General features: G+C 55.6%; 15 protein-coding genes. 8 read left to right on the top strand and 7 right to left on the bottom strand.

All coding sequences use genetic code 11. The features are described 5' to 3' along the window. Positions 1–49: 49 nt before the first annotated feature. Positions 50–1,624 (top strand): ExeA family protein, encoded by a 1,575-nt coding sequence (locus tag ADJ24_RS17875; RefSeq protein ID WP_023310948.1) that lies wholly within the window; start codon positions 50–52, stop codon positions 1,622–1,624. Continuing rightward, complete coding sequence (locus tag ADJ24_RS17880) at positions 1,624–2,238, top strand: hypothetical protein (protein ID WP_023310947.1); 615 nt, start codon at positions 1,624–1,626, stop codon at positions 2,236–2,238. The genes ADJ24_RS17875 and ADJ24_RS17880 overlap by 1 nt, the downstream gene beginning before the upstream one ends. 18 nt (positions 2,239–2,256) lie before the next feature. Here the strand turns inward: ADJ24_RS17880 and ADJ24_RS17885 are convergent, their stop codons facing one another. The 3 genes from ADJ24_RS17885 to ADJ24_RS17895 form a co-directional block, all read right to left on the bottom strand. Then, entirely contained in the window at positions 2,257–2,880 is a 624-nt protein-coding gene (locus ADJ24_RS17885; RefSeq protein ID WP_023310946.1) for a helix-turn-helix domain-containing protein, read from the bottom strand. Positions 2,881–3,139: 259 nt separating this feature from the next. Next, complete coding sequence (locus ADJ24_RS17890) at positions 3,140–3,970, bottom strand: N-acetylmuramoyl-L-alanine amidase (protein WP_023310945.1); 831 nt, start codon at positions 3,968–3,970, stop codon at positions 3,140–3,142. Then, positions 3,967–4,290: a heavy metal-binding domain-containing protein gene (locus ADJ24_RS17895; RefSeq protein WP_023310944.1), complete on the bottom strand. Its 324-nt coding sequence runs from the start codon at positions 4,288–4,290 to the stop codon at positions 3,967–3,969. The genes ADJ24_RS17890 and ADJ24_RS17895 overlap by 4 nt, the downstream gene beginning before the upstream one ends. A 98-nt stretch (positions 4,291–4,388) precedes the next feature. Between ADJ24_RS17895 and ADJ24_RS17900 the strand changes: the two genes are divergently transcribed. From ADJ24_RS17900 to artJ, 6 genes are all read left to right on the top strand, one after another. Then, positions 4,389–4,907, top strand: a complete 519-nt coding sequence (locus ADJ24_RS17900; protein WP_023310943.1) for a lipoprotein — start codon at positions 4,389–4,391, stop codon at positions 4,905–4,907. 226 nt (positions 4,908–5,133) lie between these two features. Continuing rightward, positions 5,134–5,862 (top strand): arginine ABC transporter ATP-binding protein ArtP, encoded by a 729-nt coding sequence (gene artP / locus ADJ24_RS17905; protein ID WP_023310942.1) that lies wholly within the window; start codon positions 5,134–5,136, stop codon positions 5,860–5,862. A 19-nt stretch (positions 5,863–5,881) separates the two neighbouring features. Beyond that, on the top strand, positions 5,882–6,613 hold the full coding sequence (artI, locus tag ADJ24_RS17910) for an arginine ABC transporter substrate-binding protein ArtI (protein WP_008500032.1): 732 nt from the start codon (positions 5,882–5,884) through the stop codon (positions 6,611–6,613). Between the two features lie 6 nt (positions 6,614–6,619). Beyond that, positions 6,620–7,336, top strand: a complete 717-nt coding sequence (gene artQ / locus ADJ24_RS17915) for an arginine ABC transporter permease ArtQ (RefSeq protein ID WP_023310941.1) — start codon at positions 6,620–6,622, stop codon at positions 7,334–7,336. Further along, positions 7,336–8,004, top strand: coding sequence for an arginine ABC transporter permease ArtM (artM, locus tag ADJ24_RS17920; RefSeq protein WP_023310940.1), 669 nt, complete (start codon positions 7,336–7,338; stop codon positions 8,002–8,004). Before artQ ends, artM begins: the two co-directional genes overlap by 1 nt. A 174-nt stretch (positions 8,005–8,178) precedes the next feature. Then, entirely contained in the window at positions 8,179–8,910 is a 732-nt protein-coding gene (artJ, locus tag ADJ24_RS17925) for an arginine ABC transporter substrate-binding protein ArtJ (protein ID WP_023310939.1), read from the top strand. 79 nt (positions 8,911–8,989) lie between these two features. On the opposite strand, the gene ADJ24_RS17930 is transcribed toward artJ, so the two are convergent. From ADJ24_RS17930 to ADJ24_RS17945, 4 genes are all read right to left on the bottom strand, one after another. Further along, complete coding sequence (locus ADJ24_RS17930; RefSeq protein WP_048703235.1) at positions 8,990–10,459, bottom strand: sensor histidine kinase; 1,470 nt, start codon at positions 10,457–10,459, stop codon at positions 8,990–8,992. Beyond that, complete coding sequence (locus tag ADJ24_RS17935; protein WP_023310937.1) at positions 10,443–11,150, bottom strand: response regulator transcription factor; 708 nt, start codon at positions 11,148–11,150, stop codon at positions 10,443–10,445. Before ADJ24_RS17935 ends, ADJ24_RS17930 begins: the two co-directional genes overlap by 17 nt. A gap of 72 nt (positions 11,151–11,222) precedes the next feature. Next, positions 11,223–12,350, bottom strand: coding sequence for a 23S rRNA (uracil(747)-C(5))-methyltransferase RlmC (gene rlmC, locus ADJ24_RS17940; RefSeq protein ID WP_048703238.1), 1,128 nt, complete (start codon positions 12,348–12,350; stop codon positions 11,223–11,225). A gap of 40 nt (positions 12,351–12,390) precedes the next feature. Beyond that, entirely contained in the window at positions 12,391–12,864 is a 474-nt protein-coding gene (locus tag ADJ24_RS17945; protein WP_023310935.1) for a YbjO family protein, read from the bottom strand. Between the last annotated feature and the right edge of the window lie 57 nt (positions 12,865–12,921).

Genomic DNA, 12,921 nt, shown 5'->3' on the forward strand with positions numbered 1-12,921 from the left:
CTTTACTTTTCCGGCTCCTTGCTATGAATCAAAGAGACGGTAATACGCTATGTATATGCGCCATTTTAATTTCACTACCCAGCCTTTCCGGACTATCACCCGGATGCCAGGTGATTTTTTTGTTCCGTATCATCAGGATGTGTTCGGTTTGCTGAAAGAGAAGTGCCAGACAACAGGCGTCACTGCGCTCTTAAGCGACGACAGCTATCTCGCCTCGCAGTTTTGCGATGCGCTGAAAAAGCATGACGACACGCTGCTTGCCATTAACGCCTTCCCGAAACTCAGCGCCAGCGGCCTGCTCTATAAACTCAACACCACCACCAATGAGAGCAAAACCCGGATCCAGGCTATTGATGCTGTGCTGCGCCAGTGGCAGGACGAGATGTTGTCCCGCAAAACCACGCGTAAAGTGCTGGTCATTTCGCATATTCAGTCGATGAAAGCGAATTGCCATGACGCACTGTACATGCTGTTAACCCGCGCGCAGGAGCTGGATGTGCCTCTGTCGGTTGTGCTGATGGGATCGGCCGACCAGGAAGCCATCCTCCTGCAGTCCGGATTGCGTGAATCTCTTCATACGCATCACACGCTCCGGCCCCTCACCTGCCGCGAGTCCCTGAGCTATGTTCAGGCCCAGTGTGAAGCGCATGGCAGCGACGCGACGCCGTTCACCCGGGCCCGCATGCGCAAGATGCACGTTCTGACCAAAGGACAGGCTGGCAAACTCAATGAGCTGGCGCACCTTGCGATGCTAGCCGCCTGGACCGAGCGTTCAGCGCAGGTATCGCCGCGCCATCTGCGCCTCGCCGCCGGAGAAGTTCTGCCGGCGAAACCGAAGGGCAAACGCCTTGCCGTTATGGGCCTTTTTGCCTCCGTACTGTTTGCCGCCTGCGGCTGGACATTGATGCCCACCATTACCGCCAGACTGCCGGTACAGCTGCCCGTGATGGCCAGCTGGAAACCGCAGGCACCAAAAACCGACGCCCCAGCGGTGCCGGTTATTGATAATGAAGTGGTGAACAAGCCCGATGCGATGCATCAGCTCTATACCATGTGGGGTTATGACGCGACGATGGAAGAGGCGCTCTGCCAGAACGCCGGGCAGGTCAACCTGATGTGTAAGGAGGGCAGCGCTCCGGTCGAAGAGCTGGCAAAAGAGGGTTACCCGTGGATCGGCGAGATCAAAACAGGCGATCACCTGAACTATGCCGTGGTGGCCAGAGTAGATGATAAATCGCTGGATCTGCTGATGAATAATCGCACCTGGCAGGTAAGCCGCAGCTGGTTTAACCAGCATGCTACGGGCAATTACACCCAATTGCACCACCTTACACCGCAGGGGAAAGATGCCGTGAGCGCCGAAAGCAGCGCCAAAGATCTGGGCTGGATGGATCGGCAGCTTAGTCTGGCGCTGAATCTACCCGAAACCCACACAAAGGTGTGGACGGCCGAACTGATGCAACGTACCCGCGAGTTTCAGCAGAAAATGCATCTGCATGTGGACGGGATTGCGGGTGAAGATACATTGATGCAGTTAATGCGTGAAACCCGGACTACGCCAAGCGTACTTATTCAGCCCGCAAATATATCTGCGACCCCCAACGCGCAGGAGAAGCATTCATAATGTCGACAATTACTCTGGCTGCCCAGCGCAGCGCTACCCTGAACGCACCGGTCTGGTTTTCTTACCGGCGCCCCTCGCTGAAAAAAGTGGTCTGTGCCACCCTGATCTGGGCGATGGGAATAGTGATGACGATCGCTGCGGGACTCTACGCTCATCTCTACTGGGATCTGCGCCATCCGGTACCTGAGCCAGTAAAAGCGAGCGCCGTTAAGCCAGAAACGACGCTATCGGATATGCATTATGTCTATGTCAGTAAACCGTTCCCGCAGCCTGAACCAAAGCAAGAACCGGTGACAAAAGAGATGCCGCCGCTGCAGGAGATGCCCATTGATAGCGGCGATGCCGACTGGCAGCAGGCGCCCGACGGTGAAATGCCGCATGATATTTCCCGGGATACATTGCCAGGAACAGAAGTGAAGAATTCTGCTATCCCCGAACAGGATAATACCGGTCAGACAGTTGATGACGGGGCTATCAAGGCATTATTAATGAAGGCGTTAAAAGAACAGGAAAAAGATTATTCGCAGGGGAAAATGCCCACGCCTCCAGAGGATGAAACCACGGCAGAAACGCAGGCAAATAACTCACTGAAACATAACAACCCTTTTACTTAAAAAGGAGATGAACAGCGATTAATATTTCTCCGGCAGTGCTGACAAATACATTAGACGGCCTTTATCAACCTGAATATAATTACCTTTTTTCAGGTCGGCGAGAATTTTAATAATGGTACTTCGGGCCAGGCTGGTATATTCCTGAATATAGTCGTAAATATTGATATCGCGCTGATGGTGCACCATCAGTTCGTTAATTTCCAGCAAGAATTCGCGAACAATCGAGTATGCGCTGCGGGCCACCAGCACTTCGTCACGCTTGCTGAGCAGGCAAACATACCAGGAGAGGACTTTACTCAAGGCTTCCCACAGGTTTTTTTCGCTCATCAGACGGAAAAAATCCTCTTTTTTAAGGGTTCTTACGACGGTACTGGCACGAACCAGGCCGTACATATGCGTTGAGTTATAATAAATAGAGGAGAGACCGAAAATACATTTATTCTGCAGAGTGAACATACACAGTTCATCCGACTCGCGGCGGAATTCAACTTCACCGCTAACGATAAAATGAATATTTTCGTTGTTCTCGGTACTGATACGCTGCCATTTGCGTAAGGTTCTTTCTTCAAAACCTTCAGTTGCCGCGATAATAGCGTCGAGTTCAGCTTGTGGACGGCTATTTTTACCATAGATACTTAACATAGTTATACCTGTTAAAATTAAATTGAAAAGGTGAACGTGCGCAATCACAGCGCATAAATGCGTAGTCCATTTAACAAATGCAAAGTAAAGCTAAGACGTTAGCACATCAGTGTTTCTTATTTGTCGTGTCGATATATTGTCAAACACGTTTGCGAGTAATTTCGACTGAGGAAACTATAAAACATCAACGCGGTGAATGTGATTAAAAAATCAGTCCAAAAGAAGACCGTGAAAAAGTGGAGTCGGGTAACCCGAAGGATTACCCCTGCCCGTAGCGCTCTAACAGCGCCTCCACGATAGCCAGCGTTTCGCGATCGGCCACGCCGTCCCAGCGCGCCGGGCGAAAATGCATCTGAAACGCGACGATCACGCGCTTCTGCTGCGCGTTCGTCATGTTATCGGTCACCTCATAGCCGTAGCGCGCCAGCAGATCGAGCAGTACCTTTTGCTCCACAAGTTCATCTCGCGGCTTACCGTTCAGGTAAAACGCCACCCGCGCCGGGTCGGGCCACGCGCCGATACCCTGCATGGCCAGCGCCTGCCACGGGAACAGCGGGCCGGGATCGTCTTTGCGCTGCGGGGCGATGTCCGAATGGGCCACCACATTTTCAGGTCTGATGTTGTAGCGGGCAATAATGTCTTTTGCGAGCGGCACCAGCGCCGCAATTTGCGCAGGCTCAAACGGCGTAAATTGCTTAACGCCCGACGTTTTTTGCCAGCCGCGGTTCTCCAGCTCAATGCCGACCGACGTATCATTAATGCGGTTGGTGCCGCGCCAGAAGCTAATGCCCGCATGCCAGGCCAGTTCGCTTTCAGGCACCAGCTGCCAGATGCGCGGTTTACCGTCTGGTGCAGGGGGGTTAGCCGGAATCAAATAGTGAGAGCTGACGTTCTTATCCGTCAGGGTGGCCAGCGAACTGTCAAAATCATCCGCGGTATAGTGGATCACCAGCACCTTGATGCGCGGGTAAGCCGCCTGCGCCTGATGACGCGTGTCCAGCTCGTAGGCGCCTTTATCAACGATCCCCTTTTCCGTAACGCATCCTGCCAGCAGCAGCGCCAGCAGGAGCGTGGCAAGCGAACGCCTCATCGGAGGGTTTTCACCGCCGTACCGCTTACGCTCACCATCAGCATGCTGGCATCTTTTCCGACCGTTTCGTAGTCGATATCAATCCCCACGACCGCGTCCGCACCGAGGGCTTCCGCCTGCTCGCCGAGCTCTTTAAAGGCGATTTCACGCGCTTTGCGCAGCTCTTTTTCATATGCGCCCGAGCGGCCGCCAACGATGTCGCGGATACCGGCAAAAAAGTCGCGGAAGATATTGGCGCCGAGAATGGCTTCGCCGGTAACCACACCGCAGTACTCGGTTATTGTCTGCCCTTCCAGGGTTGGCGTTGTTGAAAACTGCATGGTTTCTCTCCTTACTTTAGCGTTCAATGCCTTAGGCACAGCATTATCGGTTCGTTACGCTATGATTGAAAGGATAGTTAATAAATAAGGAAATCAACATGCGCTATTCTGCTTTAACACTTTTGGTGCCCTGCGCGCTGGTGCTCAGCGCCTGTACCACCACGGTCACGCCAGCCTTTAAGGATATCGGTACCCGCAGCGGCCCCTGCATTGAGGGCGGCCCGGACGCCGTGGCGCAGCAGTTCTATGATTATCGCATCCAGCACCGCAGCAACGATCTCACCGGCCTGCGCCCGTATCTGAGCGACGGTCTGGCAAAATTGCTTAACGATGCCACCCGCGATCCGCAGCACAACGCGCTGCTGAAATCCGATCCGTTCTCCAGCCGTACCACGCTGCCGGACAGCGCCGAAGTAGCCAGCGCGTCAACCATCCCGAATACCGATGCCCGCAATATTCCGCTGCGCGTGAAGCTGACGCAGGGAACCCAAACCTGGCAGGATGAAGTGCTGATGATCCGTGAAGGACAGTGCTGGGCGGTAGACGACGTGCGCTACGTTGGCGGTAGCGTTCATGCCCCGGCAGGCACGCTTCGCCAGTCGATTGAGAATCGCTAAACCCGCCGATATAACCTAGTAACCCCCGTAAAATGTGCGGCATTTCATGCGGAATGCCGACATTTATACTCGCCGACCTTACCGTTCGCTATTTTGTGCTATGTTTAAGAGGAAACACGGGTTATATTTAACTTTTAACGCATAAATATTGCATAACTATTCTGTCAACGGTACTATCTGCGGCCTCAATTGCTATAGATTGCCTGGATGAGTAAAGACTGCCCCGATGAGTATTAAACTAAACGGCATTAACTGCTTCTACGGCGCACACCAGGCGCTGTTTGACATCACGCTGAACTGCCCGGAAGGCGAAACGCTGGTTTTGCTTGGCCCAAGCGGTGCAGGCAAAAGTTCCCTTCTGCGCGTCCTTAATCTGCTTGAAATGCCCCGTTCAGGTACGCTGGCAATTGCCGGTAACCATTTTGATTTCGCGAAAACGCCGTCTGATAAAGCGATTCGCGAACTGCGTCAAAACGTCGGCATGGTCTTCCAGCAATACAATCTCTGGCCGCATCTGACCGTTCTGCAAAACCTGATTGAAGCGCCGTGCCGCGTGCTGGGGTTAAGTAAGGATCAGGCGATCGCGCGCGCTGAAAAGCTGCTGGATCGTCTGCGCCTTAAGCCCTACAGCGACCGCTACCCGCTGCACCTTTCCGGTGGTCAGCAGCAGCGCGTAGCCATTGCCCGCGCGCTGATGATGGAGCCTGCGGTACTGCTGTTTGATGAGCCAACCGCGGCGCTGGACCCGGAAATTACCGCCCAGATCGTCAGCATCATTCGCGAGCTGGCGGAAACCAATATTACGCAGGTTATCGTCACCCACGAAGTGGAAGTGGCGCGTAAAACCGCCAGCCGTGTGGTCTACATGGAAAACGGGTATATCGTTGAGCAAGGTGATGCGAGCTGCTTCGCGAACCCGCAAACCGATGCCTTCAAAAACTATTTATCTCATTGATTGTGTCAGGGGAAATATAATGAAAAAAGTATTACTTGCCGTGCTGCTTGCTGGCGTTACCCTTTCTGCTACCGCAGCCCAGACCATTCGTTTCGCCACGGAAGCCTCTTACCCTCCGTTTGAGTCGATTGATGCGAACAATAAAATTGTTGGCTTCGACGTGGACCTGGCTAACGCCCTGTGTAAAGAGATCGATGCGACCTGTACCTTCAGCAACCAGGCGTTCGACAGCCTGATCCCAAGCCTGAAGTTCCGCCGTATCGACGCCGTGATGGCCGGTATGGACATCACTCCTGAGCGTGAAAAGCAGGTGCTGTTTACCACCCCTTACTACGACAACTCCGCCCTGTTCATTGGTCAGAAAGGTAAATTCACCTCTGTCGATCAGCTGAAAGGCAAAAAAGTTGGCGTGCAGAACGGCACCACGCACCAGAAATTCATCATGGATAAACATCCGGAAATCACCACCGTTCCGTATGACAGCTACCAGAACGCGAAGCTGGATCTGCAAAATGGCCGTATCGACGGCGTATTTGGTGATACCGCGGTTGTTACCGAGTGGCTGAAAGCCAACGACAAGCTGGCGCCAGTGGGCGACAAAGTGACCGATAAGGATTACTTCGGTACCGGTCTGGGGATTGCCGTTCGTCAGGGCAACACTGAGCTGCAGCAGAAATTCAACGCTGCGCTGGAAAAAGTGAAGAAAGACGGCACCTACGAAACCATCTACAAAAAATGGTTCCAGAAGTAATTCCTGATGAATGAAATTTTTCCTTTAGCAAGCGCCGCCGGGATGACCGTCGGCCTTGCCGTTTGCGCACTGATTATCGGCCTCGTGCTGGCGATGTTCTTTGCGGTGTGGGAATCCGCGAAATGGTTCCCCGTCGCCTGGACAGGCTCCGCGCTGGTCACCGTGCTGCGTGGGCTACCGGAAATTCTGGTGGTCCTGTTTATCTATTTCGGTTCCTCACAGCTGCTGCTGACGCTGTCGGACGGCTTCACGATCAATCTTGGCTTTGCGCAGATCCCGGTGCAGATGCAGATTGAAAACTTCGACGTCAGTCCGTTCCTGTGCGGCGTGATTGCTCTCTCCCTGCTCTACTCCGCGTACGCGTCGCAAACCCTGCGCGGTGCGCTGAAAGCCGTGCCGCAGGGGCAGTGGGAGTCCGGCCAGGCGTTAGGCCTGTCGAAATCAGCGATCTTCTTCCGCCTGGTCATGCCGCAGATGTGGCGTCATGCCCTGCCGGGCCTCGGCAACCAGTGGCTGGTGCTGCTGAAAGATACCGCGCTGGTGAGCCTGATTAGCGTCAATGATTTGATGCTGCAAACCAAAAGCATCGCCACCCGCACCCAGGAGCCTTTTACCTGGTACATTGTGGCGGCGGCTATCTACCTGGTGATCACGTTGCTCAGTCAGTACATCCTCAAGCGTATTGACCTGCGTGCGACGCGCTTTGAACGGAGACCAGGCTGATGCTTGAATATTTCCCCGAGCTGATGAAAGGGCTGCACACCAGCCTGACGCTGACCGTGGCGTCCATTATCGTGGCGCTGATCCTGGCCCTTATCTTCACCATCATCCTGACGCTGAAAACGCCGGTGCTGGTGTGGATTGTGCGCGGCTACATCACCCTGTTTACCGGTACGCCGCTGCTGGTGCAGATCTTCCTGATTTACTACGGCCCGGGCCAGTTCCCGTCGCTGCAGGAATATCCGGTTATCTGGCATCTGCTCTCTGAACCTTGGCTGTGCGCCCTGATTGCCCTTTCGCTTAACAGTGCGGCCTATACCACCCAGCTGTTCTACGGGGCGATCCGCGCCATTCCGGAAGGACAATGGCAGTCCTGCGGAGCGCTGGGCATGAGCAAGAAAGACACGCTGGCGATCCTGCTGCCGTACGCCTTTAAGCGCGCGCTCTCCTCCTACTCCAACGAAGTGGTGCTGGTGTTCAAGAGTACCTCCCTGGCCTACACCATCACCCTGATGGAGGTGATGGGTCACGGACAGCTGCTGTATGGACGCACCTATGACGTGATGGTGTTCGGTGCGGCAGGCGTGGTCTATCTGGTGGTTAACGGCCTGTTGACGCTGATGATGCGCCTGATCGAGCGTAAAGCGCTGGCGTTTGAGCGCAGAAATTAACTACGCGAGTGCATAAAACTGTATGCATGAAGCGGGTAACCTGATGGGTTATCCGCTTTTTTTTTACCACACAAATAATACTTAATCATTTTTATTGCATATAAATTCATTAAATGGCATTGTACATCCATGCCGCAGACACGGCGCATAAATAAGACAGACGGGAGCATTACAATGAAAAAGTTAGTTCTGGCCGCATTACTCGCCACCTTCGCCGCTGGCGCATCCGCAGCTGATAAAATCAATTTTGGCGTGTCCGCCACCTATCCGCCGTTTGAATCGCTGGATGCCAGCAACCAGATCGTGGGTTTCGATATCGATCTGGCGAAAGCGCTGTGCAAACAATTGCAGGCCGACTGCACCTTTACCAACCATGCCTTCGACAGCCTGATCCCGTCGCTGAAATTTAAAAAATACGACGCGGTGATCTCCGGGATGGACATCACGCCTGAGCGCAGCAAGCAGGTTGCGTTTACCGACCCGTACTACGCCAACTCGGCGGTCGTGATTGCGAAGAAAGGCGCCTATACCTCTTTCGATCAGCTGAAAGGCAAACGCATCGGGATGGAAAACGGCACCACGCACCAGAAATACCTCCAGGACAAACATCCTGAAGTGAAAACCGTAGCCTATGACAGCTATCAGAACGCGATTATCGACCTGAAAAATGGCCGCATCGACGGCGTGTTCGGCGATACCGCCGTGGTGAACGAATGGCTGAAAACCAATCCGCAGCTGGGCACCGCAACCGAGAAAGTGACCGATCCGCAGTACTTCGGTACGGGTCTCGGCATCGCGGTACGTCCGGATAACAAGGCCCTGCTGGAAAAACTGAACGGCGCGCTGAAAGCGATTAAAGCGGACGGTACGTATCAGAAAATCAGCGAGCAGTGGTTCCCGCAGTAAGATTTTTTTGCCGGGTGGCCCGGCCTACGGGGGTGGTAGTCTGTAGGCCGGGTAAGCGAAGCCGCCACCCGGCACTCTCTCACAGCGGCACAAAGAACCTGAACCGCGCCCCGCTCACCGACTCCATCAGCCTGATCCCGCCGCCGTGCAGCTCCAGCATACGTTTCACGATTAACAGCCCCAACCCGCCGCGATTCTCCCGCGATGCCTGGGTATTCAATGCCGACGGCCGCTGGAACAGATCGTCGCGCAGCGAGGCGTCCACGCCCGTTCCGCTGTCAGCCACTTCGACCTGAAGCCGTTCATTCTCCTGCCAGACCGCCAGACGAATTTCCCCACCAGATGGCGTATGGCGCATCGCGTTATCGAGCAGGTTGGTCACCACGCGTTCGATCATCGACACGTCGGCGTTAATCAGCGGCAGCGGTCCCGGCACGTCAATATGCAGATTCACTTCTCGCGTGCGGGCGGTGAGCTCAAACTTCTGCGCCACGTCGGAAATCAGCTCCCCCATCGCGAAACGCTCGCGCTGTGGCTTAATGCCGCCGTGCTCAAGGCGCGCCAGCTCGAACAGCTGCTGCGAAAGATGACGGACTTTTTGTCCCTGACGCAGCGCGGTGGCGAGATACTGCTGGTGCTCCTGCGGCGTCAGCGTGGCGGCTTTTAGCGACAGGGTTTCCAGATAGCCCAGCAGCGAGGTCAGCGGCGTACGGAGATCGTGCGAAATGTTGGCGATAAACTCCCGGCGCTGGCGATCGCTGTCGGCCAGCTGGTCCCACTGGCGGGTGATTTTGCGCGCCAGCTCGATAAAGCTGTTGCGCAGGATCGCCACTTCATCCTTTGCCGCCGCGTCCGATGGCTGCGCCGCCAGCTGTCTGATAGCGCTGATGCTGTCCTGCTCCAGCCCGGCGAGCTCCACCGTCAGCTGTTTTACCGGGCGCGTGACCCAGTACCAGACCAGTAAACCTGCCAGCAGGCCAAACAGCGCGACCCACAGCAATGACCACAGCACCGTGCTCCACAGCGCCTTATGCCAGGCCATTTCCGCCAGGGCGTTTGACTCCTCGCCCTGCAAAATAATGTACAGGTAGCCCTTAAGCTCGCCGTCCTGCCGCAGCGGCGTGGCGCTAAAGACCTTTTTATTTTGACTGCGAGGATCGTCGCCCAGGATCGGTATGGCGGTACCGCTCAGGAAGGTCTGAACCGGGGCCAGATCGATTTTTTGTCGCTGAATGTGGCCCGGCGGTGCGGCATCGGCCAGGATATCGCCGTCCGGGGAGACAACATACAGTTCAACGCTCGGATTAAAGGTCATCAGCCGATCGAACAGCGGCTTGAGAGCCCTTCGGTCGACCCTGCCCTGCGCGTCCAGAATCGGTTCACGCTGGACTATCTGCTGCGCCAGCCCGCCCGACAGCCGCTGCACCATCGCGTTACCGTACTGCGTACTGGTGTAGAGCTGTACAGCGCAGGCGACGGTGGCGCAGAGCATCATCAGCAGGATGAACAGCAGCGTCAGACGCTGACTCAGGCTAAAGCGGCGCATCATGATTTGGCTCCGCAAATTTATAGCCCTTGCCCCAGACGGTGCGAATAATCTCCGGCTCGGCGGCGTCCTTCTCAATCTTGATGCGCAGGCGGTTGATATGGGTGTTAACGGTATGCTCATAGCCTTCGTGCTGATAGCCCCAGACCTGCTCCAGCAGCGCCAGACGAGAAAAGACCTCGCCAGGATGACGGGCAAAGAAGTAGAGCAGCTCGAATTCACGCGGAGTGAGATCCACCACCTGGCCGTGAAGCAGCACGCTGCGCGCCAGCGGATCGATGGTCAGACCGTGGGCCTGAATTTGACCGTCGGTTTGCACCTGCCCCATCGCCTGCTGGCGGCGGAACAGCGCTTTGATGCGCGCAATGAGTTCCTGCACCGAGAACGGCTTAGCCAGATAATCATCGGCGCCGGTTTCCAGCCCGGTAATGCGGTCGGTCTCGCTGCTGCGGGCGCTGATGATGATCACCGGCAGGTAGCGCGTCATCTGACGGATACGGCGGCAAATCTCCAGACCGTCAACGCTGGGCAGCATCAGGTCGAGGATCACCGCATCCCACGGCTGTTTTTCAAGACGCAGTAAGGCCTTGCCCCCGTCGGGCTCGTGGGTGATGGCATAGCCTTCGTCTTCTAAATTGAGTCGCAGAAGCGCCGCGATATCATGGTCGTCTTCCACCAGCAGGATCTGCTTCATGGGTAAGCCTTTATTCATGTCTTATGACGTAAGCTTACCTGATTTCGAGCGGGGGAAGAGTTCACATTTTGTTTAAGATTTCACGAGCAGCATCAACACTTCATAATGCGCGGTATGCGGGAACATATCGAAAAGCTGAACGCGTTCAATGCGGTAGCCCGGCAGGCTGCCAATGTCTTTCGCCATGGTCTGGGCGTTACAGCTGGAATAGACGATGTACTCGGGCGCCATCTGGCTCAGGTAGTCGCACAGCGCCTTGCCGATGCCGCGGCGCGGCGGGTTGACCAGCACCAGCTCCGGCACGTTGCCCTGGCCGGTCGCAAACTGCGTGGAGTCCAGCGCCTGGAAGTGAAGATTCGTTAACCCCAGCCCGGCGGCGGACTGTTTCGCGCAGGCTATCGCTTCGGCAGAAATCTCTATTCCGGTGAGCCGCATCTCTGGCGTGGCGCAGTGCAGGCCAAAGCCGCCCACGCCGCAGAAGAGATCCCACATATGATGGATGTTTAACGCACGAACCCAGTCGCGGGCGGTGGCGTACAGACTACTAGCCACGGTTGGGTTGGTCTGGAAGAAGCTTTGCGGGCGGATCCACAGCGGCACGCCGTTGAAGCTTTCGGCCAGCGCGTGCTGGTCGGTGAAGAAAATCTCTTTCTCCCCTTCCATGATCGCCATATGCACCGGCTGAATATTTGCGGTAATGACCTTCAGCTGCGGCAGCTGTTCCTGCAGCCACGGCAGCGCCGCGCGCAGCTGCTCGAGCTTGGCTTCCGAACGCAGCACGAAGCGCAGCATCATGCCGCCGTCGAGTTGGCTTTCCGTCAGCAGAAGGTATTTCAGCTCGCCGCGCCTGCGAGCAACGCTGTAGGGCGTTAACCCCGCGCGCGCGATAAATGGTTTCAGCGCGGCAAAGACGGGCTCAAACGAGGCGGGATACAGCGGGCAGTCGGTTAAATCTTCCGGCGTGCCGTCGCGGTGCAGCATCCCCAGCAGCGGTTTTTCAACGCTGCCGCTGACCACCATTTTGGCTTTATTACGAAAGCCCAGCTCCGGGCCGCTGACGGGTGCGCACCACTCGCCCACCGCGTGTGCTGCCAGCAGCTGTTGCAGGTCGGCCATTTTGGCGGTGAGTTGTTGAGAAACCGGCTGTTCTATCCACTGACAGGAGCGGCAGCGTCCGGCGTCATAGAGTGCGCACTGCATATGAAAACCTTAAGAATCACGAGGGCTGCGATTATACACATTATTGCAGGCGGAAGAACCGCCGGCTTGAGGCCGGAACGAAGAGTAGACAGAGCACCAGCATATCCGGAAGTTTTTGCATAAACAGCGCGCGCAGGATCTCGCGCTTGGATTCCCCGGCAATGCTGAACAGCTCCGGGTAGCCGTATCCCAGAGAGGCGGCCCACAGATAGCTGGCGGCGGTAATTTGCGTCAGCAGATAGACCCAGCGCGCCCAGTTGCGCCCTTTGACCAGCGAAAACGCGCAGTAGATCTCGATAAACACCAGCACCAGGCTGCTCAAAAAGACCAGCGTCAGATTCCACGTCTGCACGCTGCGGTGAATGAATTCACCGATGCCGCGCACGCCCAGGGTGTTCAGAATCATCAGCACGTCCAGGCAGCGGATCATAATAATGGCGAGCGCCGCCACCTGAACCAGTGCAGGTACGTTAGGACGCGCGTGCGTAGTACGTGATTTTTTTAATAATCCCAATGTTTTACTTCCCTGAAAAACAGTGCCGCGTCATGCGCGGCACTTCACTGGAAATTT

It is taken from the genome of Enterobacter sp. 940_PEND (assembly GCF_001059415.1).
GTDB classification, from domain to species: Bacteria; Pseudomonadota; Gammaproteobacteria; order Enterobacterales; family Enterobacteriaceae; genus Enterobacter; species Enterobacter cloacae_M.

What these genes read in the sequence shown, in the direction of transcription:
- ADJ24_RS17935 (WP_023310937.1), bottom strand. Translation starts at nt 11,150, where the DNA reads ATGAAGCAGATCCTGCTGGTGGAAGACGACCATGATATCGCGGCGCTT.
- ADJ24_RS17880 (WP_023310947.1), top strand. Translation starts at nt 1,624, where the DNA reads ATGTCGACAATTACTCTGGCTGCCCAGCGCAGCGCTACCCTGAACGCA.
- rlmC (WP_048703238.1), bottom strand. Translation starts at nt 12,350, where the DNA reads ATGCAGTGCGCACTCTATGACGCCGGACGCTGCCGCTCCTGTCAGTGG.
- ADJ24_RS17930 (WP_048703235.1), bottom strand. Translation starts at nt 10,459, where the DNA reads ATGATGCGCCGCTTTAGCCTGAGTCAGCGTCTGACGCTGCTGTTCATC.
- artP (WP_023310942.1), top strand. Translation starts at nt 5,134, where the DNA reads ATGAGTATTAAACTAAACGGCATTAACTGCTTCTACGGCGCACACCAG.
- artM (WP_023310940.1), top strand. Translation starts at nt 7,336, where the DNA reads ATGCTTGAATATTTCCCCGAGCTGATGAAAGGGCTGCACACCAGCCTG.
- ADJ24_RS17875 (WP_023310948.1), top strand. Translation starts at nt 50, where the DNA reads ATGTATATGCGCCATTTTAATTTCACTACCCAGCCTTTCCGGACTATC.
- ADJ24_RS17885 (WP_023310946.1), bottom strand. Translation starts at nt 2,880, where the DNA reads ATGTTAAGTATCTATGGTAAAAATAGCCGTCCACAAGCTGAACTCGAC.
- ADJ24_RS17895 (WP_023310944.1), bottom strand. Translation starts at nt 4,290, where the DNA reads ATGCAGTTTTCAACAACGCCAACCCTGGAAGGGCAGACAATAACCGAG.
- ADJ24_RS17900 (WP_023310943.1), top strand. Translation starts at nt 4,389, where the DNA reads ATGCGCTATTCTGCTTTAACACTTTTGGTGCCCTGCGCGCTGGTGCTC.
- ADJ24_RS17890 (WP_023310945.1), bottom strand. Translation starts at nt 3,970, where the DNA reads ATGAGGCGTTCGCTTGCCACGCTCCTGCTGGCGCTGCTGCTGGCAGGA.
- artI (WP_008500032.1), top strand. Translation starts at nt 5,882, where the DNA reads ATGAAAAAAGTATTACTTGCCGTGCTGCTTGCTGGCGTTACCCTTTCT.
- artJ (WP_023310939.1), top strand. Translation starts at nt 8,179, where the DNA reads ATGAAAAAGTTAGTTCTGGCCGCATTACTCGCCACCTTCGCCGCTGGC.
- artQ (WP_023310941.1), top strand. Translation starts at nt 6,620, where the DNA reads ATGAATGAAATTTTTCCTTTAGCAAGCGCCGCCGGGATGACCGTCGGC.